We start from the raw sequence: 22,890 nt of genomic DNA on the forward strand, positions 1-22,890 counted from the left end.
GGGCGGTGTTATGTGAGCCACTTTCGCGCTCCGCGCCATTCTCCGACCATGTCCGCCATCAACCGTTTCCTGCTCGAGCACAACCTGCGTATCGCAACGAATCCGTGCGTGAGCCCTGACTTCTGCCTCGATTGGCAGGCGTTGAGCGACCACTTGCGGGCCGGGAAACTGCTCAAGGTCTACCCGAAGAGCCGGTTTGAGACGAAGGCGGGGGCTTGGACGCTGCTGGAGAGTGCCAACGGCGACTGCGCGTGGCGGTTGCAGGGGCGGACTGACTCCCTGCATGACGGCATTGAACTCGCGGATGGCACCCAGGCGTTTCCCGCGACGTTCGCGAATCTCCTGCTGCTGAAGAATCTCGTGCAGGAATTCAATCCGGCCTCGACGATCTTCGCCACGGCGACCGAGCAGCTCGGCCGCAGCACGCTTGGGATCGGCGCTCGTTTCACGACGTTGCACTGGCCGGCGGTTGACTGGGCGATGAGCGCGCTGAGCCTCGGGGTCACGGCGAACCAGAACTCGATTCCGCGCGAACTCGTCTACGACGTCGATGTGATGCTCGCGGGCAAGCTCGACAGCGTGCCGTTTCCCTTCATCGGCACGAATGTGCCCGAGGGCCACCAGGGTCAGAGCGTCGAGGGCATGAGCCACGGCTGCGTGCTGGCGAAACTGAAAACCGGTTTTCACCGCCGCGGGATCGCGTGGAGCTTCAACGCCGACCACCAGCCGATCGGCGGCAAGTTCGACAGCCGCGAGGACGCGCTCGTCGCCGGTTGCGTGCTGGCCAGCTACATCACGTTCGACCTCTCGCCCGAACTCGCGCAGACGAAGGTGGCCGACGATGCCGCAGCCTGGGTCGCCGCTCACGTTCCCGCCGAGATTGTATCCAGGATCAAGGCACGCGTGGCGTCGGTCGGTCTCACGCTCAACGAGTCGGACTTCGCCAAGCTGCTGGCCTACGTGTGGCCTTCGTTGCAGAAGATGAAGCAGCGCGATGACAAGTACGCTGCCGCGCGCGCGAAGCGATTCACCACGGCCACGGGTCGGGCGTATCTCCGCGAGCTGTCCATCGACGAGCTGCCCGGCCTGACCACGCCGGAGACCACCGCGATCATGCTCGCGTTGTGCGAGGCGCTCGGGATGCGGATTCATTTCGTCGCGCCGGCGTTCGGCTTTCAGAAGAACATGCCGTATCCCGACAACCTCGGGCTGCGCACCTTGATCGAGAAGCAGTGGGCCGTGTGCCGCCAGTTCGGTGCGAGCATCGGTTTCCACTCGGGCTCGGGCAAGTCGGCGGAGAACTATCAGGTGATGGGCCAGGTCACGGGCGGCCGGCTCGAGATCAAGACCAGCGGCCGCTACACCTACGAAATGGGTCGCGCGCTCTTTGCCTCGAAGCACACCGCCGATCAGGCGCTCTGGCGCGACTGGTACACGTTCACGCTCGAGCTCGCGCTCGCGGGATCGTTCAGCACCGATGCCACCGAGCAGAAGATGGCACGCGTATTCGTGGCGGACGCGCTCGCGAAGGCCGGCCGTGCCACGGACGTGTTCGCCACGCCCGCCGCGACGCGCACCGCGCTCGAGGCACTGCCGCAGAGCCCCGAGCACATGTTCTGGTTCGAGTACAATTTCCTCTACGTCCTCGCCGGCGGCGGCCGGGCCGTGAAGGCCGCACTCGGCGACCATACGCCGGCCGGTTATCAGCAGCGCGCGCGTTTCTACGGCATCAGCGACGAAGGCCGGCTCAATTTCGCGCGCAACATCGCCACGTACATCGTGTTTCTCGCGGAGAACACCGGCCTCGCCTCGGAGGCGACCTGTGCCGCGGCGCGCAAGCTGCTCGAACGCTACGTCAGCCTCGACGAGATGCTGAACGATATCTCCAAGTGATTTTCAAATGACGCCCCGCTCGAAAGCCGGAAAGCCATGAATTCCTGGTTTTCTGGCTTTTGAATTCTCCCTCCCTTTCTCCTATGGCCAAGCCTCTCATTCACGACGATTTCCTTCTCGGCACCAAGCAGGCCCGCGAGCTCTATCACGGCTACGCGAAGGACGAGCCGATCTACGACTATCACTGCCACCTGCCGCCGGATCTCATCGCGAAGAACCACCAGTTCGCCGACCTGAGCGAGCTCTGGCTCGGCGGCGATCACTACAAGTGGCGCGCGATGCGGACCAACGGCGTGAAGGAGGAGTTCGTCACCGGCGGTGCATCGCCGCGCGACAAGTTCCAGGCGTGGGCCGAGACGGTCCCGCACACGCTGCGCAATCCGCTCTACCATTGGAGCGCGCTCGAGCTGAAACGGTATTTCGGCGTCGACGATCTCCTCGACGGCAAGTCCGCGGAGAAGATCTGGAAGAAGGCCAACGCGAAACTCGCGAAGCTCCGCGTCCATGATCTGATCAACAACTCCAAGGTCGCGGTCGTCTGCACGACCGACGATCCCGCCGACTCGCTTGAGCATCATCAGGCAATTCGCGCCAACCCGGGCAAGTTGAAGGCGCGCGTTTACCCGGCCTTCCGGCCCGACAAGGCCCTCGCCGTCGGCAATCCCGCCGGCTTCAACGCTTGGATCGATCGCCTCGCGACGACCGCCGGTTATGCGACCGGCATCAAAACCTTTGACGACCTGCTCGGCGCGTTGAAGAAGCGGCACGATGACTTCCATGCCATCGGCGCGCGGGTCTCGGATCACGGACTCGAGAGCGCGCTGTCCGAACCCTGCACGCATGCGCAGGCCCGGATGGTCTTCGATGCGGCGCGGCGCGGCCGCGCGGCGAATCCCGAGGAGGCCGCCCGCTACGGCTCGTATCTGATGCTTGAATTCGGCCGCTGGGACGCCGCCCGCGGCTGGACGAAGCAGCTGCACCTCGGCGCGCTGCGCAACAACAACGCCCGGCTGCTCACGAAGATCGGACCCGACACCGGCTTCGATTCGATCGGCGATTTCCCGCAGGCCGTCGCGCTGTCGCGTTACCTCAACACGCTCGACTCGACCGATCAGCTGCCGCGCACGATTCTCTACAACAACAACCCGAACGACAATTACGTGCTCGGGACGATGATCGGAAATTTCCAGGACGGCTCGATCCCGGGCAAGGTGCAGTTTGGCAGCGGCTGGTGGTTCCTCGATCAGAAGGAAGGCATGGAGTGGCAGATGAACGCGCTGTCGAATCTCGGGCTCCTCTCGCGGTTCGTCGGCATGATCACGGACTCGCGCAGCTTCGTGAGTTATCCGCGCCACGAATATTTCCGCCGCACGCTGTGCAACCTGCTCGGCACCGACATGGCGCGCGGGGAGATTCCCAGCGACTTCAAGCTCGTCGGCGGCATGGTGCGCAACATCAGCTTCGCCAATGCGCGCGACTACTTCGGCCTCGACCTCGCGCCGGAGTTTGCGAAGCGGAAGTAATCGGTTGGTTTTCGGGGGTGAGCCGTGCGTCCCGCGCGCGGCTCACGTCACAAGTTCCGTCAGAAGCCCAGCGCCTTCGGCAACGCCGTCGAAAGCGCGGGCCAGTAGGTCACGGCCATCAGGACGGCAAACATCGCGATCAGGAACGGCACCATCGGCCGCCAGACTTTCGCGATCGTGGTCTCGGCGACACCGCAGCCGACGAACAGACAGTTGCCGACCGGCGGCGTGCACAGGCCCATGCAAAGGTTGAAGATGAGCACGAGGCCGAAGTGCAGCGGGCTCATGCCGAACTTCATCACCACCGGGAGCAGGATCGGCGTGAAGATGAGCACGGCGGGCGTCATGTCCATGAACATGCCGACGACGAGCAGCAGCGCGTTGATGATCAGCAGCAGCAGGATCTTGTTCTGGGTGATCGACAGCAGGGCATCGGTGATGGTCTGCGGGATGTTCGCTGACGACATCACCCACGACATGCCCATCGAGGTGCCGACGAGGAGCAGCACAATCGCCGTCGTGGCGGCCGAGTCAGTGAGGATGCCCGGCAGTTCCTGCCACTTGATTTCGCGGTACACCACGACGGAGAGCACAAAGGTGTACGCGACCGCGATGGCGCTCGCCTCGGTCGGCGTGAACCAGCCCATGATGATTCCACCCATCACGATCGCGACGAGCAGGAGGCTCGGAACGGCCGCGAAGAAGATGTCGACGGCATCACGGAACGAGACCTTCTCGCCGACCGGATATCCGCGGCGCTTGGCCATGATGCCGACCACCACCATCAAGGCGATACCGAGGAGAATTCCGGGCACGTAACCGGCGAGAAACAGCGCGGCGATCGAGACGCCGCCGCTCGCCAGCGAATACACCACCATGATGTTGCTCGGTGGAATCAGGAGTCCGATCGGCGCGGCCGTGATGTTCACCGCCGCGGCAAACTCGCGGTTGTAGCCTTCGCGTTTCATCAGCGGAGTCATCACGCCGCCAATTGCGGCCGCGGCGGCCACGGCGGAACCGGAGATGGAGCCAAACAGCATGCTGCCGAGTACATTCACGTAGGCGAGTCCGCCGGGGAAGCGGCCGACCACCACCTTCGCGAGATCGATGAGCCGGCGCGCGATGCCGCCGCGATTCATCAGCTGGCCTGACAGCACGAAAAAAGGAATCGCGAGCAACGCGAAGCTGTCGAGCCCGGTCGCCATGCGTTGCGCGATCACCGTGGTCGCGGCGCTGGGATCGAGTGACATCAACAGCGCCGCCACGGCGGCCGTGCCGATCGCAAACGAGATCGGAATGCCGAGCAGGAGCAGAACGAAAAAGACGAGGCCGAGAATGAGTGCTTCGTTCATGTTAGTTCAGCCCCGAGGATTGCTGCGCCGTCTCCGTCTCGCCGCGAATGGCCTCCCGCAGGAAAAGCACGCTGTAGAAGACGATGAACAGGCCCGCCAGCGGCACGGCCATGTAAACATAACCGAGTTTCACCTGCAGCGCCGCCGATTGCTGGCCGAGGGAGAGTTGAATCCATACCAGCCGGCCGCCGCCGCCGACCAGGACGGCGAGGGCGAAGATCAGCACCACGCATTGAATGATGATCTCGGACATGCGCTTGCGTGCGCCCTGCAGATGGCCAGTCAGAAGGTCGAGCGCGAGGTGGGACTTCCTGCCCGTCGCGTAGGCGGAGCCGAGCAGGCCGACCCAGATCATCATGTAGCGGGCGAGTTCCTCGGTGAAACTGGACGGGTTGCGCAGGACGAAGCGCGTGAAGACCTGCCAAAGGACGTTCAGGACCATGGCGCCCATCAGCACGCAAATGGTGCCGCCGAGCAGGCGATTGATGGCGTGACGCAACGCTTTCATGGTTTCACCTCCGCAATCCTACGGTCGAGCGGGCCTACAATGGGATCCTGGCGGGCCGTCTCGTGCAGTTCCGCGACCCGGGCGGCGAAGAGCGTCTTGTCGGGCCGGATGATCTCCACGCCGGCTTTTTCCACCGCAGCGAGCGATTCGATGGTGGATTTCTCCCAGAGCGCGCGTTGGTGCACTGCCGACTCGTCCGCTGCTTCCTGCAGCCACTTTTGCTGCTGCGGCGTCAGGCTGTTCCAGAAGTGCGTGCTGATCACGACGACGTCGGGCACGCTGGTGTGTTCGTCGAGCGAGTAGAACTTGCAGACCTCGTAATGCCGCGCGAGGTGGAAGCTGGGCGGATTGTTTTCCGCTCCATCGACTACACCCTGCTGCAGTGACGTATAGAGCTCGCCGAAGGAAATGGGCGTGGCCGACGCGCCGAAGGCACGGATCAACGCAAACGCCATCGGGCTTTCCTGCACGCGGATCTTCAGGCCCTTCAAATCGTCCGGCGTCCGGACCGGCCGCGACTTCGTGTAGAAGCTGCGGCTGCCGGAATCGTAGTAGCAGAGGCCGCGCATGAACTTCGACTGCGGCGCGGCCAGAATCTCCCGTCCGATCGGGCCGTCGAGCACCGCTGTCTTGTGGGCGTCATTGCGAAACAGATACGGCAGGCCGAACACCTTGAACTCGGGCGCGAAGCCCTCGAGCACGCTCGCCGACACCTTCGTCATCGCGAGCCCGCCGAGTTGCACGAGTTCCAGGCACTCGCGTTCGCTGCCGAGCTGGCCGCTCGGATACACGTCGACGCGCATCGTCCCGCCCGATTTCTCGGCCAGCTTCTCGCCGAGGAAAACCATGCCCTTGTGCACGCTGTGCTGCGGATCAAGGCCGTGGGCGAGTTTGATCACCTTGACGTCCCGTTTGGCCCCGCAACCGGCGACGAACAGCGCGGCCACGACCAGAGCCACGGCACCCAGCGGGCCCAGTCGGAACACCGCGTTATGCCCGCGCAAACGGAACTCGGAGCGGCGGGAGGGACGACATCGATTCATGCGGAGATTCGGGGTGGGCGCCAAGGGGTGAAGACCGGCGACGATGTTACGAGCCGCGGCCGGGTGTCGAGCGCAACGACGGATCAACCGTCGTCGCATCTCGATCCTCGATCGCCGGCTCAAAGTGGACGAGAAAAGCGATGGAGCGAAACGAGCCTCACAGATGCAGCGCCTCCTGCAGCGCGCCGGCCAGTTTGCTCGCGTGAGGGCGGACGCGTACGAGGCGCGGGTTCCACGCGAGCATCGCTTCACGCGCCAGCAGCCGCAACGGTTCGCCGGTGATGCGCTGCACCGACTTGGCGGGAAGATCACGCACGGCCAGCTCGGGCACGATGGCGCAAAACCGGCCGGAGCGCACCGCCGCCATCGTTTGCGGGAAGGACTGGCAGGCGAGGGCGGGGGCGAGCGTGACGCCGAAGGTCTTGGCCAGCTCGCGCAGGCCGGACGTGAACTGGCCGTCCGTGGTTTGCGTGGCGAGCGGCAATTCGCCGAGGACCTCGCGCAGCGTGGGTGCCTTGCGTCCGCGCACCAGGCAGTCCGGCACGAGCGCTACATAACGGACAATTCCGATCGAGACCGACTTCAGACCCGGCGCGAGCGCGCTCTTCCGGATGATGCCGAAGTCGAGCCGGCCGTCGGTGAGTTGCTGCACGATTTCGCGCGTGCGCAGATTGGTCGTCTCGAAGCGCGTGCCGGGAAACGATTCAACCAGCCGGCCGAGCTGGGGAATCACGAGCCATTGGATCAGGCTGTCGCCCGCGCCAATCGTGAACGCGACGCTGTCGCCGCGGCATTCCGCGCGAAAGTCATCGAGCGAGCGCAGATGTTCGCGCGCCATCTCGGCCAGCTTCGCGCCGCGCACCGTGAGCTTGAGAATCTTGCCGCGACGGTGTGCCACCTCGCAGCCGAAGAATTCCGATAGTTCGCGGAGTTGCCGGCTGTACTGGCTCTGCCGATGCGGATCGCCGGGCGCGGCCTGCGCGATGCTTCCGGCATCGTGGACCTCGATCAATATCTTGAGGCGGTCGAGCGAAAGCCCGCGTTCGGCGAAAAGGGATTCAAACATGACTGGGCAGTCAGGTATGCTGCCGAACGCGGCATGGCAAGATTTCAGCCGTTCCGGTAGAGTGTGCAGGTCGCAGGCGCATCCCGATGCCGGCGGCAAAAGACCTTCACCCACTTTCTGCACTTTCCGCTTCGTCCACCGTCGTCCCGCCCCCTTCCATGGCCACCCGTTTCTACACCCAACTCTCCGCCTTCCGGTCAACCGGACGGCACACGTTGGATGTGGTCTTCGGATCGCGAACGACGTCGAGGATTCAAGGCAAACGAGGTCTCAATCGACCGAATTGCATGATCCTCCTGGGAAGTGGGACCTGTTGACGTCCAGACTAAGTGCAGTCTGACGCCGACCCACTTCCGCCCGGAAGTGGGTTTTTTAGTGCCCCGAGGGGGCCGCTTCCGGGAGCCGAGTGTACACTCGTTTTCCATATTTCGTAAGCGGCTTCAGTGCTGAGCCCAGTCAATCAGCACCACGACCGCATCAAATCCTGCGGCCGCCCAAACTACTTCGCGCCCTTCGACGGGACTGCAGTAAAAGGGGCGACGGTGTGAGTTCTTTTTTGCGATTTGTTTTTTAGTACAAGACACGCGGTGCGCCCTGCCGCCGGCGCTTTCGGAGGCCGAAAGCTGTGGCGAGCTGAGCCGGCCCGGATCGAATGCAGGCCTGCGGCAGGTGCCCTACGTTGGGGGCGCGCGACTATCGTGACGGGTCCGGGCAGTGATGATCCTCGAATGGTGTTCTACGTCTATGTGATCGAGAGCCAGGCTGCAGCGGGACGCTTCTACGTCGGGTCGACATGCAATCTCCGGGTGCGACTTGAAGAGCATAACGCCGGCAGGTCTTTTCATACTGCGAAGTATGGGCCGTGGACGCTCCGCTGGTACTGCGCGTTCGATACGCGAGCCCGAGCTGAGACGTTCGAGTCCTACTTGAAGTCAGGCTCCGGCCGAGCCTTTCAGAAACGCCATTTGTGATCCCGCCGAAGCCTTCGCGAAGGCAGACAATTTTCCAGGCAGTGAGAATCGGGTTACTTCGCTGACCCGCGCGTGGTTGTCGGTTCAAGTCCGATCCGCTCCGGTCCCCCGGGGCGGTAGCTCAAGGGTAGAGCACGTCCAACACCCGGTTCGGTTTTCTCCTGGGATTCATTTCGAGGGCAGTGAGGGCGCGGTTACTTCGGTCATGCCATCAACCAACGATGCGGTGGTTCAACTCCACCCCCCGCGTCCGGCTTTCTCCCTCGTCTCTCTTTCGGGCTGTGAGTGCGCAGCGATGTTGTGACGGACGCCCTGTGGTCAGGGCGTCCGTCGGGCCGTTAGGCCGTCGCCGTACACGTTGTTCTCCCGTTATTACCACCGCACCCCGGCGTCCGGGTTATCCCCCGCGGGCATCCTGCCCGCGGACTCAACCAAACCAAGGAGGCCACCATGGCCAGATTCAGTCAGCTTACCCCGTTGGCCCGCGGTGAATCCCCGCCGGACACGGTGAATTATGAGAATGGTCGCGCGTACACGCCGACCGCCAAACTGGAATTCGTTTCCCTCCTGCTCACCACGTTGCTCGAGGACGAGTTCTACCGCACCGAGCGGCAGACGATGGCGCGCATCCGGGCGTTGATCGCGGTGATCGACGATCCGCGTTTCGTCGCGAAGGCTGCGCTCTATGCGCGCCATGTCTTCGGAATGCGCTCGGTGACGCATCTCGTCGCGGGCGAGCTCGCGAAGGTCGTCAAGGGCGAGCGATGGACGCGGGGCTTTTACGCCCGGGTTGCGCGCCGGCCCGACGACGTCACGGAAACGCTCGCCTACTATCTCGCGACCTACGGACGTCCCGTGCCGAACTCCCTCAAACAGGGACTCGGCGCGGCCCTCGCGGGTTTCGATGAGTATCAGGTCGCCAAGTACCGGCGCGGCCGCGGAGCGTTCAAGCTGGTTGACGCGGTCAACCTCGTCCGTCCGCCGTCAACTCCCGCGCTGGCGAAGCTCGTTCGCGGCGAGCTCGCTCCCGCGCTCACGTGGGAAACGCAGCTCGCGCAGGCGGGCCAGGTGGAGACCGACGACGAGGTCGGAGCGGCGAAGGCGCAGGCGTGGGGCGAACTGGTGCGCGGGCGCAGGCTCGGGTACCTCGCGTTGCTCCGCAACGTGCGCAACATCCTGACGCATTCGCCGGAGTCGGTCGAGGAGCTGGCCGTGCAGCTGGAGGACGCGCAGGCGGTCCGCCGCTCGCTCGTGTTTCCGTTCCAGTTCCTCGCGGCGATCGACGTGCTGCAGCAGGGCAACCTGCCCGGCGCCGTTCGCGTGATGGCGGCGTTGAACAACGCAATCGACCATGCGCTCGTCAATGTGCCGAGGTTCGGTGGCCACACGCTGGTCGCGCTTGATTCGTCGGGCTCGATGGCGGGACGGCCGCAGGCGATCGGCTCGTTGTTCGCGGCGACCCTGGTCAAGGCGACGGGTGCGGATCTGATGCTGTTCAGCGATGACGCGCGCTACGTGACCTTGAATCCCCAGGACAGCACGCTCACGGCGGCGCAGGGGATTCCGTTCATGGCCGGTGGGACCAACTTCAATGCGATCTTCCAGCGCGCCAACCGCGCCTACGACCGCATGGTGATCCTGTCGGACATGCAGGGTTGGGTCGGGGGCGGTGCGCCGGTGCAGTCGTTCGCCGACTACAAGCTGCGCCACGCCGTGACTCCGCGCATCTTCAGCTTCGACCTCAAGGGCTACGGCACGCTCCAGTTTCCGCAGGAGCGCGTCTACTGCCTTGCGGGTTGGAGCGACCGGGTGTTCGAGATCATGCAGAAACTCGACCGCGATCCGCAGGCGCTCGTGCGCGAGGTCGAAGCCGTCGAGCTGGCGGAATGAGTCACTTCCGGCTGCGGGAGAGCCCCACGCCGGGTGACGACTCCGCCGGGAAGACGCGATGGCGATGTCACGCCGGTGCGTCTACGACCGGAGCCGGGCTGGGACCGGCTCCGGTTTTCTTTTCCACATTCGCAAAAACAACTCACTCCGGCCGTGCGTGGCTCCACGCCCTTACGGCCTCGTTCCTTTCACCCGGCTCCGTAATTCGGGCCGGAAAACCGGCGCGAGGACTTCGCGGTCCCGACGCTCGGGCAGTCACACTTGAACCCTTATTCACTTAACTCCACTACGGTCGGCGGGCGGCATTCATCGCTCCGTCGTGCCGAACAGACGAACTTATCATGAGCATGGAAATCAAAGCCCGCGATCTCGTCGCGGCCGGTTGGCAGGAAGGGCGTCGCCTCGGGGCGGCGCTGCGCCGGGCCCGCGATTTGGAAGCCTCGGGACTGGCGCGCAGCGCGGTCCTCATCGCGCTCGAAGCCGAGCATCCCAAGCAGGTGCCGTTGCTGCTGCCGCGCGCCGAGCCGGCGCCGCTGGCCGAGGCGATCGAGGCCGAGACGCCGCAGGAGGCCAGCAATGTCGCCCTGGCGCGCGCCCGCATGCTCGAGCTGTTGCAGGTTCCGGTGGTGAAGCGCGGGGTCATCATGCCCGATGCGTGTCCGTCGGGTCATGCCCGCGCCACCATTCCCGTGGGCGGCGCGATCGAGGTGGAGAACGCCATCATTCCCGGGGCGCATTCGGCGGATATCTGCTGCTCGATGTTCGCGACGTTCTTTCCCGACAATCATCCGGTCGGCGAGATGATGGATCATCTCCACAAGACGACGCACTTCGGCGCGGGCGGACGTCCGCGCGGCCAGCAAATGACGTCGGCGGTGCTGGAGGAGCCTGTGTGGGACAATCCGTTCCTGTCCGGCCTGCGCAGCCGCGCGCAGGATTTCCTCGGGACGCAGGGTGACGGCAATCACTTCGCCTACCTCGGTCGCATCCAGTTTACGGAGACGCAACGGGCCGCGCTGGAGTCGGCGGGTTACACCGAGCTGTCCGAGTGGATCGTCCGGCGTGACGGCGCGTTCAACGTGCTCGTGACGCACCATGGTTCGCGCGGCCTCGGTGCCGATCTCTACAAACGCGGGCAGATCGCCGCGCGCGCGTGGTGCGATGAGAATGCGAAGGACATCCCGGATGCAGCGGTCTGGCTGCCGGGCGATGCGCCGGACGGCCGCGCGTATTGGGACGCGTTGCAGTATGTCGGTCGCTGGACGCGGGAGAATCACGCGCTCATCCACGACGCGGTGCTGCGCCGGCTCGGCCAGCGCGCGCTGGTGCAGATCGGCAACGAGCACAACTTTGTGTGGAAGCGCGGCGACGCGTTCTTCCATGGCAAGGGGGCCACGCCGGCGTGGCGTGACGAGGCGGGACGTCCGCTGCTGGGTCTCATTCCGCTGAACATGGCGCGCGAAATCCTGATTGTCCTCGGCTCCGACCAGAACGATTACCTTTCGTTCTGCCCGCATGGCGCCGGGCGCAATTTGTCGCGCACGGCGATGCTGGCGCCTTACAAGGATGCGGACGGTGAACTCGATCCGGCGCGGGTGGAGCGCGTCCTGGCGGAGACGACGGCCGGCCTCGACATCCGCTGGTACGGCGGCGCGCCGGACTTGTCGGAGTCGCCGCTCGGCTACAAGGACGCCACGAAGGTGAAGGCGCAGATTGCGCGCTTCGGCCTGGCCAGCGTCGTAGGCGAAATTCAGCCGCAGGGCTGCATCATGGCCGGCGAGGCGCCCGAACCGCACTGGCTGCGCGTGCGCCGGGAGAAACGCGCCGCGCACAAGGCGGAGCGACGCGAAGGCGCGGCCGAAGCCAGTGCGGGCTGAGGCGTGGAACCGATGGAAGGTGAAGCGTGTAAGTTGAACGCCCGGGCCCCAGACGGAAGGGCTCGGGTGTTCGCTTTCGCGCTTCGCCTTTCATCTCCAGCGGCCCGGCTGCGGTAGGGCGGAATGTATTTACACGCGTAAAACGCGGCCGTTGATTCGGCCGCGAAAGACCATGGCCGACGTGATTGCATCAAGTGCCCGGGCGCGCGTGTCGTTGCGCGACATCGCTGTGGAGTGCGGGGTGTCGCACGTGGCGGTGTCGCTCGCGCTACGCGGCGACCCGCGTATTTCGGCGGCGCGCCGCGAGCAGATCGTGGCGGTCGCTCAACGGCTGGGTTACCGGCCCGATCCGATGCTTTCGTCGCTGGCCGCGTATCGGCAGTCGAAGCAGCCGGTGGAGATCCGGTCCACGGTCGCCTGGCTGAATCAGTGGAGAACTCCGAGCGAACTGCGGCGCTTTCAGGAGTTCGACGCCTACTGGCGCGGGGCGAGCGCTTATGCGGAGCGACTGGGGTATCAGCTTGAGGAGTTCGCAGTGGGCCGGGACATCTCCGCCCGCCGCCTCCAGCAGATTCTCGTGGTCCGTAACGTCCGTGGAATTCTGATACCGCCGCACACGCACGGCCTGGAATTGCAGGACTTCGACTGGAGTCACTTTTCGGTGGTGCGGCTCGGCAGCTCGGTGAGAGTTCCGCATGTCCACATCGTGACGAGCGATCAGTTCAAGGGCGGGGCGATGGCGTTTGATTGCGCGTGGGAGCGCGGGTATCGGCGGATTGGCTACGTGACCTCGCACCGGTTCGATCGGAATACCGGCGGGAATTTCCGCGCCGGTTATTTCAGCGCGCAGGATGCGCACGTCCCGCTGCGCCGGCACCTCGCGCCGCTGGCGTTGAGCGGCGACAATGTTTCCGCGGATGCCCGGCTCATCAAACGCTGGCTGCGCACGTTCAAGCCCGACGCCCTGGTGAGCGCACAGGGTAATCTGCATCGCGTGTTGGAAAAGGCCGGCGTGCACGTGCCCGAGGATTTGGGCGTGGCGGCGCTGAGCCTGCTCGACGGACACTTCGAAGCGGGCGTCGATCAGAACTCCGTCGAGGTGGGCCGCGTCGCGCTGGCGCAGCTCGCCAGCATGATTCAACAGAACGAGCGCGGCATTCCCGCGTCCTGCCGCCGCGTGCTGGTGGAAGGCCGCTGGGTCGATGGCGCCAGTTTGCCGGCGCGCCGCGACGACTGAGCCGCGGCGGCTTCTTCTCAAACGGGTGGCTTGAAGTCGCGCACGGGTGGGCGCGCGTCGGGCGCAAGCGCGAGAAACAACCGGTGTTCGCGCACGATGCGGCCGTCGCCAGCGAGATTTTCAACGTCGCCGATGCGAACGAAGCCGGCGCGCGTGTAGAGCCGGAATGCGCGCGTGTTGGTCGTCACGGTCGTCAGTTCGATACCGTCGCGGCGGGCCGCGCGGGCCTCGGCGATCAAGTGCTGGAGCATCGCCGCCCCCAAACCCTGGCCCTGCCAGGCGTCAGCCAGGCCCAGCCCGAGGAGCGGCACGGGATGATCGAATTCCCACAGGAAGAAATAGCCGACTACGGCTGCGGGGGTGCACAGCAGATGAATGCGGTCCTGGCCCTCCGCGTGACGCTGCGCGTAGCGCGTGAGCGTCGGCTCGTCGTAGGCGTGGGGCCAGAAGAGGCTGCGGGTGGAGACGGAGAGCGCGGCATGGAAGTCGATCAACGCCCCGAAGTCCGCGGAGGTCAGCGGACGGATGGTCAGGCAGGTTCCGTTACGCGCCAGTAGCGTGGCCATGACCTCACGTTTGGGCGGAGCTGCGTGAGCTCAAGCCGCTTTGCGTGGCAGGCCGCGGCCCGTCGGCCTCGGGCGCGCGCCGGCGTGCGGGCATGAAAAATTCCGCCGCGAGCCAGCGTAGTGCGAAGACTACACCGGACTCACGACGGAATTGAAGTGGTGGAGGTGGCGGGAGTTGAACCCGCGTGCCCCTGACCTTTGCGCACCGCGTCTACCATGTTTAGTGTAACTTTGATCTCGCCGGTGCTATGCCATCACACGCGCTTAGGCACCCGCCAGTCCCCGGATGGAAGATACAACGCGCGGTCCGCGGACCGCTCCACGCGCTATGCCTGCTGTCGACGTCAGTTTTGGCTAGCAGGTGTCGCCAGACCGACGAGGCGGCCTAATTAGGCAGCCAGGGGCATTTCTTCAGTTTTGCCGTTTGATTTTTTCGCAGGGGATTTAACGAGAGACCCACGACTCTCGACAGGCAGCGGCGCACTCCAACCAAGGGTAGAATCCAGAACACCCCCAAAGAGGTGGCGAGCGGCGAGGGCCGGGCTTTCCCCGGCTGTTCACCACTCGCGGATTGGTGTGCAAACCAATCAAAGAACAGGACCCATCACATTGCGCCGACTTCTTGGGAAAGCAAGCGCCGTGGCCGGTCGCGGTGGTACCGATTACGTCGTCAGGCCGAGCAGGCCACGGGTAAGTTGAAAGTCCACAAAGCCCTGCGCCATGGAAACGGGAATCCACTCGTGCTGCGCGACCGCGGCGACGGTGCGCACCAGCGTCGCGTAGTCCGTGGCGGCGTCGCCGCTGAGAAAACCATCGATGTCGTCCGCCGGCAGTCTCCCGCGCTGCTGGGTCTCGGCCAGCTGGATGACCGGCAGCATCGGGTGGCCTTGTTGCGGATGGCCACTCACGAGCGTGAGGGCGAGATGCGCGCCGCAACCGCCAAGGCCAGTGAGATTCTCGACCCAGTGATCCGTTTCGCTGGCGACGAGGTGCAGGCCCGGGCGTTGCAACGGTTCGCCGTAGGCCAGCGTGGCGTGGAGCGGGGTGGTGCCGAAGACCGCGCCGACATAACGCGGGTTCGCCAGCAACGGATCGCTCTCCGGCTGCAGCACGGATCCGCCGGCGCGGACGATCGCTTTCGTGAGCGCGGCCAGGGCGTCAGCGGTGGCGTCGGTGACCGGAGCGGCGGTCATGAGGCCCAAGGTGATCGCACCGAGATCGACGGTGACGCTCGGCAACGGCGACGTCGGGCCCAGTTTCTCTGCGAACCAGCGCTCGATATTGGCGATCGCCTTGTCGATGCCGCCGTCGAGTTGCACGCTGGCCCAACCGAATTGGGTGAGGGGAATGCCCGCGAGATCAAGCTGTTGGCGCATCACATCGTTCGGGACCTTTTCGCAGCCGTGCTCGAGCAGCAGGGCCGCGGCCACGTTGGGATGGGTGAGATACCCGCGGTACGTCCGTTGCAGCAGCTGGTACATGGTTTCGCCGCCGAAACCGCAGCCTTCGGTGTGAGTGAAGGCGACAAAGCGGGAAATCCCGTGGGCGGCACCCGCTTGTTTCGCATTGAGCCGCTCCGCGGCCAACCGGGCGATCTGGGTCGCACACAGGCTGGTGGGCAGCACCAGTCCGATGCGTTCCGTGGCAAATCGTCCGCCCGAAGCGGCGACCAACGACAGGGTTGCCGGAGCCGAATGGGTGAGCGCGGGCGAAGTGGATTCGGCCGCACCCGCGCGTTGCAGCGGCTGGCCGTCCGGCGCAACGCGGGCGCGAAGGGCGGGGAGTTGCGAGGTGTCGGTCTGACGCCAGTTGCGCCAGAGCGAGACCTGCGAGTGGCCCGCGTGTTCGCCACGGGTCTTGCGGCCGGAAGCCGTGGCGACGAGGACTTCGAAGGCGTCGGCCGCGACCGACTCCATCGGCTCACCGTCGAGGTAGCGGCCCGCGTTGATGTCCATTTCGCGAATCAAGAGCGTGTGCCGCCGGGTCGTTGTCGTGATCTTCAGCGTCGGCGCGAATGGGAAGTTCGTGATCGAGCCGTTGCCGGTGACGAAGAGGATCAGGTTGCAGCCGGCGCCGACCTGGCCGGCGATGCCCTCGAGATCGTTGCCCGGGCCGTTCATGAACGTGAAGCCGGGTTCAACGAGCGGCTGCGCGTAGGCGATCACGTGATCGAGCCGCGTGCGCGGATCCTTTTTGTGCACGGCACCGAGCGATTTAAGCGCGATGTTGTAGAGGCCGCGAAACCGGTTGCCGGCAGACGGATTGCTCTCGGGAGTCAGGCCGTGCCACGCGAGTTTTTCGCGGAACGCATCGAGTGTGCCGATGAAGGCGCGGGCGGTCGCGACGTCGCGGACGTTCTTCAGCATGTAGCCCTCGGCGCCCATCGATTCGTCCGTCTCGGTCAACACGCCCGTGGCCCCGTGCCGGATGGCTTCGTGGACGAGCGCGCCGGCGAGTGGGTTTCCGGATACGCCCGAAAACGCATCGGAGCCGCCGCATTGCAGGGCGATCTTCAGTCCGCTCAGAGGTTCGTCGGTGCGCGTGCAGGCGGCGACGGCCGGGAGCCACGCGCGCACGATCTGTTCGCCCTCGGCCAGTCCGGCCGCAAGTCCACGGCTCAGCGTGAGGAAATGGTGCGGCACATCGTCGAGCGCGTAATCGTTAGCGTGCATGAAGGCGCGCAGCCGTTCGTTCGTGATCGGTTCGACGCCGTAGTCGATCGCCAGCACCGCACCGACGTTCGGATGCACGATGAAGCCGGCCAGCGCGCGCAGGATCTCCGCGGTGTTGTTCGGCTCGCCGGTGCCGCCGCCTTCGGTGTGAGCGATGGCCACGATGCCGTCGATGGTGGGATGCACGCGCGCGAGAGCTTGCAGACGGGCGGTGAGCTGGCGGGCAAAACTCGCGGTGCGCGACGTCGTGCCGAGGATGACGACGGTGTTGCGCGTACCCACGCCGCGGCGGCCGGGCCGGCGGAAACCGGCGAACGTGCGTGGCGACGGCGCTGGCGGCACGGGCGGGGCCGGACGCAGGGTGCGTTCGTCGAGTTGGAAATGATCGAGAACGTCTTCGAAGTTGGCTTGGGCGGGAAGGTGCAGGCCCTCGACGCGCCGCACGGCGAGGCCGGCGAGCATCGCGGCATTGCTGACGTAGTCGCCCGGTGCGATCGGCCGAAGCGCGCGGCCGAACGGGAGTCCCCACGAGAGGAGCAGTTCACCGGGGGCGATGGGGCGGGCGGCGAACCGGTGGCCTTCCAGAATGGTGTGAGCGAGCACGCGCGGCTCGTCGGCAAACGCGAGCACTTCACCGACGTCGAGCCGGCGGATGGCGATCGCGACGTTGTCGCCCGGAGCAGGCAGGCGCGAAACGGAATCGAGGGGGAGCGGGGCGTTCGCCATGCCGGAAGTGAACGCGGCCGCTGCAACGTGTCGAGTGCGCCGCGCTTGCCGGCTGCGGCGCGGACGGCCTAGCGCAACGCCGCGACGATCGGCCAGTCGGCGGGGGCGAGGTCATACGACTGCAGGTCGTTTACGGCGACCCAGGCGAGTGCGGTGTGCTCATGCGGATGCGGCGGTGTGCTCTCCGGCGCAAGCGTGCAGCGGAAGGGCAGCATTTCGATGCGGACCGTCCCGTAGTCGTGCGTGAACACGGGGAATGGCGCGCCGATGGCGATCGTGCAGCCGAGTTCCTCCCGGATCTCGCGGCTGAGCGCGTCGCGCGGGTCCTCGCCGGCTTCGACTTTGCCGCCGGGAAACTCCCACTTGGCGCCGAGGTGTTTGTGCGGTGGCCGCTGCGCGAGCAGGAGGCGGCCGGCGGCATCGGCGATGACGGCGCACACCACGGGCACGGCAGGGGACGGATTCACGGGAAGAGAACAGAGTGGATGCGCGCGCTGGGTTGCAACTTTTCGCCGGCGACGGGGTTCTTCGAGCATGAAGACCTTTCTGAAAGTGGTGCTGCTGCTGATCGGCGTCATTGTCGCGCTCAAGCTGCTTCCGATTATTATTGGGATCGGCAGTTTCCTGGCGGCGGCGCTGGTGGGAATTCTCCTGGCCGTGGGTTCGATTTTCGCCGCGGTGTTGGGCATGGCGGTGATGATCCTCGCGGTGCTCTCGCCGCTGTGGATTCCGGTGCTCGCGATCGTGGGGCTGATCGCGCTGGTGAAGGCGCTGAGCGGGCCGTCGCGGGGCGTGAACCCCTGATTTCGGGCTGGCGGGGCTCAGGCGTGCAGGTTTGCTCGCTGGAGCATGGCCGACGAACTTCCCTCCCGCGTGGTAGCGAGCATCGCCTTCATAGGGCGCTCGGGCGGAACGGTGAAGACGTTGGCGGGTTTCAAGAAAGGGCATCACACGCTGCCGGATGCGGCCAATGCGGTGACGAACGCGTTTCTCGGGAAGATCTGTGAGACGGAACTCGCCAGCGAGGCCGAGCGGCTTTTCCAGGAGGCGCGGAGCGGGTTGGGCTACAAGCGCAAGGACATCGTGCTGAGTGTGACGAGTCCGAGTGCCGTCCTGACCGCGAAGGACTTCACCGTCGAGCTGACCTATGCTTTGGACGAAGCGGACACCACGCGCTATACGGTCGTCGCCACGATGCAGGAACTGCGTGACCTAGACGTGGCGCGGGGCGAAGCGTTCTCGCGGATTTTCGCCGGACGTTTCACCGAGATCTCCTTCGGGTTGAAGAAAGGCGTGCGGGTCGAGGCCGTCATTGACGCAATCGAGGCGCTGGACGGCGAGGGCGGAATCGGAGTCGTGTATCCGTCGGACTATCACGACTGCGCGATCCGCGTGGAAGGCGTCGACGCCGAGGTGCGCTGCACCGGGGCGTCGATGGAAGTGGTGTTTCCCCGCGGAGCGGCGCCGGCGGAATTGATCGATGCGTTCCTCGCCGTGCGGGACGCGTTTCAGATCAGCAAGGTTTTAAGCGGTCTCATCGGCTGAGCAGGATCCAGCGATTCAGGAATAACGAGGAGCCCGGCCTGCGATGGCCTGCGATGGCGGGCGATCCATGGATTCCTGGTTTCCTGCGCAAAAAAAGGCGCCCCGAAGGGCGCCTGGAGAAAGCGAATGAACAGGCCGTGGGCCTTACTTGATCATGTCGGCGACGAACGCGCGCTCTTCGACGAGCTCCTTGTTCGTGGCGGCGATCTTGGACTTGGCGAAGTCGTCCATCACGTACGTCGTGATGACTTCGTAGGCGCCCGGCGTAGTCGTCCGCACCGGCATGCCCGCCCAGACGTTGGCGTCGAAGCCGTAGAGCCCGTTCGACTTCACGGCGATCGAGTGGATGGCGCCGGGAGTGACGAGCGAACGCACGTGATCGACGAGGGCGTTCGCGGCGGAGGCCGCGGAGGACGCGCCGCGGGCCGCGATGATGGCAGCGCCACGTTTGCCGACCGTCTCACAGAACGGCCCTTGGAGCCACGCGGAGTCGTTGATGACGCTGGTGGCCGGCTTGCCGTCGATTGTGGCGTGAGCGAACGCCGGAAACATCGTCGGGCTGTGATTGCCGTAGATGAAGATGTCTTTGACGAGCGTGAGATCCACGCCGGCCTTCTTCGCGAGCTGCGTTTGCGCGCGGTTTTGATCGAGGCGCACCATCGCGGTGAACCGATCAGGCGTCAGGCGCTTGGCCTGCGACGCGGCGATCATGCAATTCGTGTTCGCCGGGTTGCCGACGACGGCGACGCGGGCGTTGTCAGCGGCGACGGCATCAATGATCTGACCCTGGCCGATGAAGATCTTGCCGTTGTCCTTCAGGAGATCGGCGCGCTCCATGCCGGGACCCCGCGGTTTGGCGCCGACGAGCAGGCACCAGTTCGCATCCTTGAAGCCGACTTTCGCGTCATCGGTGAGGACCGCGCCCTTGAGCAGCGGGAACGCGCAATCGTCGAGCTCCATGGCCACGCCTTCGAGCGCCTTCATGGCCTTCTCGATCGGCGCTTCGATCAGCTGGAGAATGACCGGCTGGTCGGGACCGAACATCGCCCCCGAAGCGATGCGAAAAAGGAGAGAGTAACCGATCTGGCCGGCTGCTCCGGTAACGGCGACGCGAATGGGAGATTTCATAGGCGAAAGACTTTCTAGCCGACGCAGACGGGGAAAGACACGAACGTTTTTGAGCGCCGGGCGAATTATTTGAAGCGCGGTGCGAGCGATGCGTGGAGATCGCGGACCAGTGCTTCCGTCGTGGCCCAGTCGATGCAGCCGTCGGTGATGGAGACACCGTAGCGGAGTTTCTCCTTGGGCTGCGGGAACGGCTGGCTGCCGGCGACGAGATTGCTTTCAAGCATGGCTCCCATGATCGAGGTGTTGCCGGCGGCGATCTGACCCATGAGCTCGCGGGCGACGTCCGGCTGGCGCTCGGGCTGCTTCGACGAATTGTCGTGTGAACAGTCGACGAGGATCGCTTTCGGCAACCCGGCCTTGGTCAGCAACTGTTCGGTCTGCGCGATGTGGGCGGGGCTGTAATTCGGGCCGGTGTTTCCGCCGCGCAACACGACGTGACAATCCGGGTTGCCGCGCGTGACGATGGCCGAGGCGGCGCCGTCGAGATTGATGCCGAGAAACGTGTGCGGCTGCGCGGCGGCCTTGATGGCGTTGATCGCCGTCGTGATCGAGCCGTCGGTCCCATTCTTGAACCCCAGCGGCATCGAGAGCCCGCTCGCCATCTGGCGGTGAGTCTGGGACTCGGCCGTGCGGGCGCCAATGGCCGACCAGCAGATCAAGTCGGCGATATACTGCGGCGTAATCGGATCGAGCAGCTCGGTCGCCGTGGGCAAACCGAGATCAAGCACCTCGCGCAGGAAGGTCCTCGCGGTTCTCAGGCCAGTCGCGATATCGTGCGAGCCGTCGAGATGAGGATCCATGATCAGGCCCTTCCATCCCACCGTGGTGCGTGGCTTCTCAAAATACACCCGCATGACGATCATCACCCGATCGGCGACTTCCTTCGCCAGCTTTGCCAGTCGCTCGGCATACTCGCGGCCGGCCTTCAAGTCGTGAATCGAGCACGGCCCGACAATAAAGAGGAAGCGTTTGTCGTCCGTGAACATCAGCTGGTGGATGTTGCGCCGGGCCTGGGTCACAAAATCGGCCTGCGCCTGGGTCTTGGGCAGCTCCGCCAGCAGTGCGGCTGGCGAGGGCAGGGTGCGGGTCTCGACGACGTTGATGTCCGAAGTTTTCTGCATGAACCGCCAGCTTGGGGTTTCAGCGTTGCCTCGCGCAAGCCTCGCTTCAGAGCGACGGCCGCTTCGTCGAATTTGGGCAAAAAAAGTGGCCGGTCGCTTACCCCTAAGCGACCGGCCTTTGCTTTCTTAGTTACCCCAAAACTCCCGCTAGGCGGGAGAAGTGTTAAACTTGATGAGAAGAGTGATACGCCGGGATCGGGTTCGGTCAATCGTTTAGTTTGCAAAATCTACCACTTCTTCGTCAAAAACTTCTGAAATAACAGTTTAATGCCTATCACCATTACTACTTCGCCCACCGTTTTTCCCTGGCAACCTGCGGCCTTGCTGCGGGTTGCCGGAGATGATGCCGCGGGGTTCCTGCAGGGGCAGTTCACTAACGATCTCCGCGTTCTGCCTGAGGTGGGATCTGTCTATGGCCTTTGGCTAACGTTAAAGGGTAAGGTACTTGCGGACAGTTTTGTGCTGCGCCGGAGCGAGGAGAACGCGTTTTGGATCGGAAGTTATTTCTCTCCGGCGAGTGTCATTCGCGAACGGATCGAAAGTCACGTGATCGCCGACGACGTCACGGTGGACGACGTGACGAGCGAGTGGTCCGGCCTCACGCTCAGTGGTGATGCCGCAGATATTGTACTGCCGGAATCGCCAGCTGTTTTCAGTTTCAAGGGGCGGCGCAGTCGTGCCACCGCGCGCGAATGGATGTTTCGCACCGCGGACGGTGTGCCCGAATCACTCGCCGCTGTGGTGGCGAACGCGCGAACCCTGGGCGCGGATGAAGTGATGCGGTTGCGGATCGAAGCGGGAATTCCCGCGGTGCCGTTGGACGTGGGTCCGGCCGATCTGCCCAACGAAGCGGGGCTCGAGGCGGACGCGATCTCTTACACGAAGGGCTGCTATCTCGGCCAGGAGGTGATGGCCCGGCTGAAGGCGATGGGCCAGGTGCGGCGTCGGTTGCTGCGGGTGGCGGGTACAGGGGACGCACCGAGGACGTGGCCCGCGCCGCTGTACGCGGAGTCGCGTTTGGTTGGGGAGCTGCGTTCGGCCGTGGGCGACGGCGCCGGCGGATGGATCGGATGGGCGATGCTCACGCGGATGCACGTCGCGCTCGAAACCGGTTTGGCCTTGGCTCCGGGTGGGACGCCCGCGATTCGTTTGACGGATTCGCCATGACCGAGCTCGAACAACTCACGCAACTCTGCGAGCGACTCGGCGCTCCCGCCGCGCAGGCGGGAATCATGGCGGCGCAATTGTTGAAACGCGCAGAGCAGATCGCGGTGGAGCGTGGCATTTCGCGCGAAGCTGCGTTGCGCGGATTGCTGGATGTCGTGGTGAAGGGGCGCGCGGGCGAAGTGCCGCCGGGGTTTTCGCCGCCGCGAATCTGACAACGTTTTGAATCTGCGTTGCGGGCGAGATTGGGTTTGACCGCAGTCGCGGCCGTTTCTTCGCTCGCCGCTCGTCTTTCTACTCCGATGAACAAGGCTGCCCTGGTCGATGAAGTGCAAAAAATTTTGAGCAACGGCACTTCGAAAGCGGCGGCCGAGCGCGCCACGGAAGCGGTGCTCGCTGCGGTGAAGCGCGGGCTGCGCCGGGACAAGGAAGTTGCGCTCGTCGGATTCGGCACGTTTGCCATGGCTGTGCGCCCGGCGCGCAACGGCTACAATCCGCACACGAAGCAGCCGATGAAGATCCGCGCGATTCGCACCATCCGCTTCAAACCCGGCGTGGATTTGCGCTCGCTTGGGTAACGCGCGCCGCGTGATGCTGCGTGGGCCCTC

20 protein-coding genes, 1 tRNA gene and 1 other RNA gene are annotated in these 22,890 nt (G+C 64.8%); 12 read left to right on the forward strand and 10 right to left on the reverse strand.

Annotation, left to right across the window (positions count from 1 at the left end; genetic code table 11):
- The first annotated feature begins 48 nt into the window (after positions 1 to 48).
- Entirely contained in the window at positions 49 to 1,893 is a 1,845-nt protein-coding gene (locus ACLJEU_RS01355) for a tagaturonate epimerase family protein (protein WP_414663462.1), read from the forward strand.
- Between the two features lie 83 nt (positions 1,894 to 1,976).
- A complete protein-coding gene (gene uxaC, locus ACLJEU_RS01360; RefSeq protein ID WP_414663461.1) occupies positions 1,977 to 3,416 on the forward strand; it encodes a glucuronate isomerase in 1,440 nt (479 codons plus the stop codon).
- A 59-nt stretch (positions 3,417 to 3,475) separates the two neighbouring features.
- On the opposite strand, the gene ACLJEU_RS01365 is transcribed toward uxaC, so the two are convergent.
- From ACLJEU_RS01365 to ACLJEU_RS01380, 4 genes are all read right to left on the reverse strand, one after another.
- Positions 3,476 to 4,768, reverse strand: coding sequence for a TRAP transporter large permease (locus ACLJEU_RS01365; RefSeq protein ID WP_414663460.1), 1,293 nt, complete (start codon positions 4,766 to 4,768; stop codon positions 3,476 to 3,478).
- 1 nt (position 4,769) lies between these two features.
- Positions 4,770 to 5,276 carry a TRAP transporter small permease gene (locus tag ACLJEU_RS01370; protein ID WP_414663459.1) on the reverse strand — a complete coding sequence of 169 codons (507 nt, stop codon included), beginning with the start codon at positions 5,274 to 5,276 and terminating at the stop codon, positions 4,770 to 4,772.
- Positions 5,273 to 6,319, reverse strand: a complete 1,047-nt coding sequence (locus ACLJEU_RS01375) for a TRAP transporter substrate-binding protein (RefSeq protein WP_414663458.1) — start codon at positions 6,317 to 6,319, stop codon at positions 5,273 to 5,275. The genes ACLJEU_RS01370 and ACLJEU_RS01375 overlap by 4 nt, the downstream gene beginning before the upstream one ends.
- A 157-nt stretch (positions 6,320 to 6,476) precedes the next feature.
- Positions 6,477 to 7,385 carry a LysR family transcriptional regulator gene (locus tag ACLJEU_RS01380; RefSeq protein ID WP_414663457.1) on the reverse strand — a complete coding sequence of 303 codons (909 nt, stop codon included), beginning with the start codon at positions 7,383 to 7,385 and terminating at the stop codon, positions 6,477 to 6,479.
- Positions 7,386 to 8,113: 728 nt separating this feature from the next.
- Here ACLJEU_RS01380 and ACLJEU_RS01385 point away from each other — a divergent pair.
- The 5 genes from ACLJEU_RS01385 to ACLJEU_RS01405 all read left to right on the forward strand — a co-directional run bounded on the left by ACLJEU_RS01385 (position 8,114) and on the right by ACLJEU_RS01405 (position 13,360).
- Positions 8,114 to 8,356, forward strand: a complete 243-nt coding sequence (locus tag ACLJEU_RS01385) for a GIY-YIG nuclease family protein (protein ID WP_414663456.1) — start codon at positions 8,114 to 8,116, stop codon at positions 8,354 to 8,356.
- Between the two features lie 110 nt (positions 8,357 to 8,466).
- Positions 8,467 to 8,608: transfer RNA gene (locus ACLJEU_RS01390), tRNA-OTHER, on the forward strand.
- Between the two features lie 198 nt (positions 8,609 to 8,806).
- Positions 8,807 to 10,246 carry a TROVE domain-containing protein gene (locus tag ACLJEU_RS01395; RefSeq protein WP_414663455.1) on the forward strand — a complete coding sequence of 480 codons (1,440 nt, stop codon included), beginning with the start codon at positions 8,807 to 8,809 and terminating at the stop codon, positions 10,244 to 10,246.
- A gap of 347 nt (positions 10,247 to 10,593) precedes the next feature.
- A complete protein-coding gene (locus ACLJEU_RS01400; RefSeq protein WP_414663454.1) occupies positions 10,594 to 12,123 on the forward strand; it encodes an RtcB family protein in 1,530 nt (509 codons plus the stop codon).
- 172 nt (positions 12,124 to 12,295) lie between these two features.
- On the forward strand, positions 12,296 to 13,360 hold the full coding sequence (locus ACLJEU_RS01405; protein ID WP_414663453.1) for a LacI family DNA-binding transcriptional regulator: 1,065 nt from the start codon (positions 12,296 to 12,298) through the stop codon (positions 13,358 to 13,360).
- Positions 13,361 to 13,377: 17 nt separating this feature from the next.
- Here the strand turns inward: ACLJEU_RS01405 and ACLJEU_RS01410 are convergent, their stop codons facing one another.
- From ACLJEU_RS01410 to ACLJEU_RS01425, 4 genes are all read right to left on the reverse strand, one after another.
- Entirely contained in the window at positions 13,378 to 13,926 is a 549-nt protein-coding gene (locus ACLJEU_RS01410) for a GNAT family N-acetyltransferase (RefSeq protein WP_414663452.1), read from the reverse strand.
- Positions 13,927 to 14,083: 157 nt separating this feature from the next.
- Positions 14,084 to 14,441: a transfer-messenger RNA gene (gene ssrA, locus ACLJEU_RS01415) on the reverse strand.
- Positions 14,442 to 14,588: 147 nt separating this feature from the next.
- Positions 14,589 to 17,324, reverse strand: a complete 2,736-nt coding sequence (locus tag ACLJEU_RS01420) for a UxaA family hydrolase (protein WP_414663451.1) — start codon at positions 17,322 to 17,324, stop codon at positions 14,589 to 14,591.
- Between the two features lie 68 nt (positions 17,325 to 17,392).
- Positions 17,393 to 17,791, reverse strand: coding sequence for a (deoxy)nucleoside triphosphate pyrophosphohydrolase (locus tag ACLJEU_RS01425; RefSeq protein ID WP_414663450.1), 399 nt, complete (start codon positions 17,789 to 17,791; stop codon positions 17,393 to 17,395).
- 67 nt (positions 17,792 to 17,858) lie between these two features.
- Between ACLJEU_RS01425 and ACLJEU_RS01430 the strand changes: the two genes are divergently transcribed.
- Complete coding sequence (locus tag ACLJEU_RS01430) at positions 17,859 to 18,128, forward strand: hypothetical protein (RefSeq protein ID WP_414663449.1); 270 nt, start codon at positions 17,859 to 17,861, stop codon at positions 18,126 to 18,128.
- 45 nt (positions 18,129 to 18,173) lie between these two features.
- Positions 18,174 to 18,869: a hypothetical protein gene (locus ACLJEU_RS01435; RefSeq protein ID WP_414663448.1), complete on the forward strand. Its 696-nt coding sequence runs from the start codon at positions 18,174 to 18,176 to the stop codon at positions 18,867 to 18,869.
- A 144-nt stretch (positions 18,870 to 19,013) separates the two neighbouring features.
- Here the strand turns inward: ACLJEU_RS01435 and ACLJEU_RS01440 are convergent, their stop codons facing one another.
- Together ACLJEU_RS01440 and ACLJEU_RS01445 are read right to left on the reverse strand one after the other, a co-directional pair.
- Entirely contained in the window at positions 19,014 to 19,997 is a 984-nt protein-coding gene (locus ACLJEU_RS01440; protein ID WP_414663447.1) for a malate dehydrogenase, read from the reverse strand.
- Between the two features lie 65 nt (positions 19,998 to 20,062).
- Positions 20,063 to 21,118 carry a 3-deoxy-7-phosphoheptulonate synthase gene (locus ACLJEU_RS01445; protein WP_414663446.1) on the reverse strand — a complete coding sequence of 352 codons (1,056 nt, stop codon included), beginning with the start codon at positions 21,116 to 21,118 and terminating at the stop codon, positions 20,063 to 20,065.
- Positions 21,119 to 21,385: 267 nt separating this feature from the next.
- On the opposite strand from ACLJEU_RS01445, the gene ygfZ reads away from it, so the two are divergent.
- The 3 genes from ygfZ to ACLJEU_RS01460 all read left to right on the forward strand — a co-directional run bounded on the left by ygfZ (position 21,386) and on the right by ACLJEU_RS01460 (position 22,860).
- Positions 21,386 to 22,285, forward strand: coding sequence for a CAF17-like 4Fe-4S cluster assembly/insertion protein YgfZ (gene ygfZ, locus ACLJEU_RS01450; RefSeq protein WP_457795329.1), 900 nt, complete (start codon positions 21,386 to 21,388; stop codon positions 22,283 to 22,285).
- Positions 22,282 to 22,497 (forward strand): hypothetical protein, encoded by a 216-nt coding sequence (locus tag ACLJEU_RS01455; protein ID WP_414663444.1) that lies wholly within the window; start codon positions 22,282 to 22,284, stop codon positions 22,495 to 22,497. The genes ygfZ and ACLJEU_RS01455 overlap by 4 nt, the downstream gene beginning before the upstream one ends.
- Positions 22,498 to 22,584: 87 nt before the next feature.
- Positions 22,585 to 22,860: an HU family DNA-binding protein gene (locus ACLJEU_RS01460; RefSeq protein ID WP_414663443.1), complete on the forward strand. Its 276-nt coding sequence runs from the start codon at positions 22,585 to 22,587 to the stop codon at positions 22,858 to 22,860.
- Positions 22,861 to 22,890 lie beyond the last annotated feature (30 nt).

The sequence above is a fragment of the Terrisphaera buseokensis genome (assembly GCF_047521145.2).
Lineage (GTDB): Bacteria > Verrucomicrobiota > Verrucomicrobiia > Opitutales > Opitutaceae > ER46.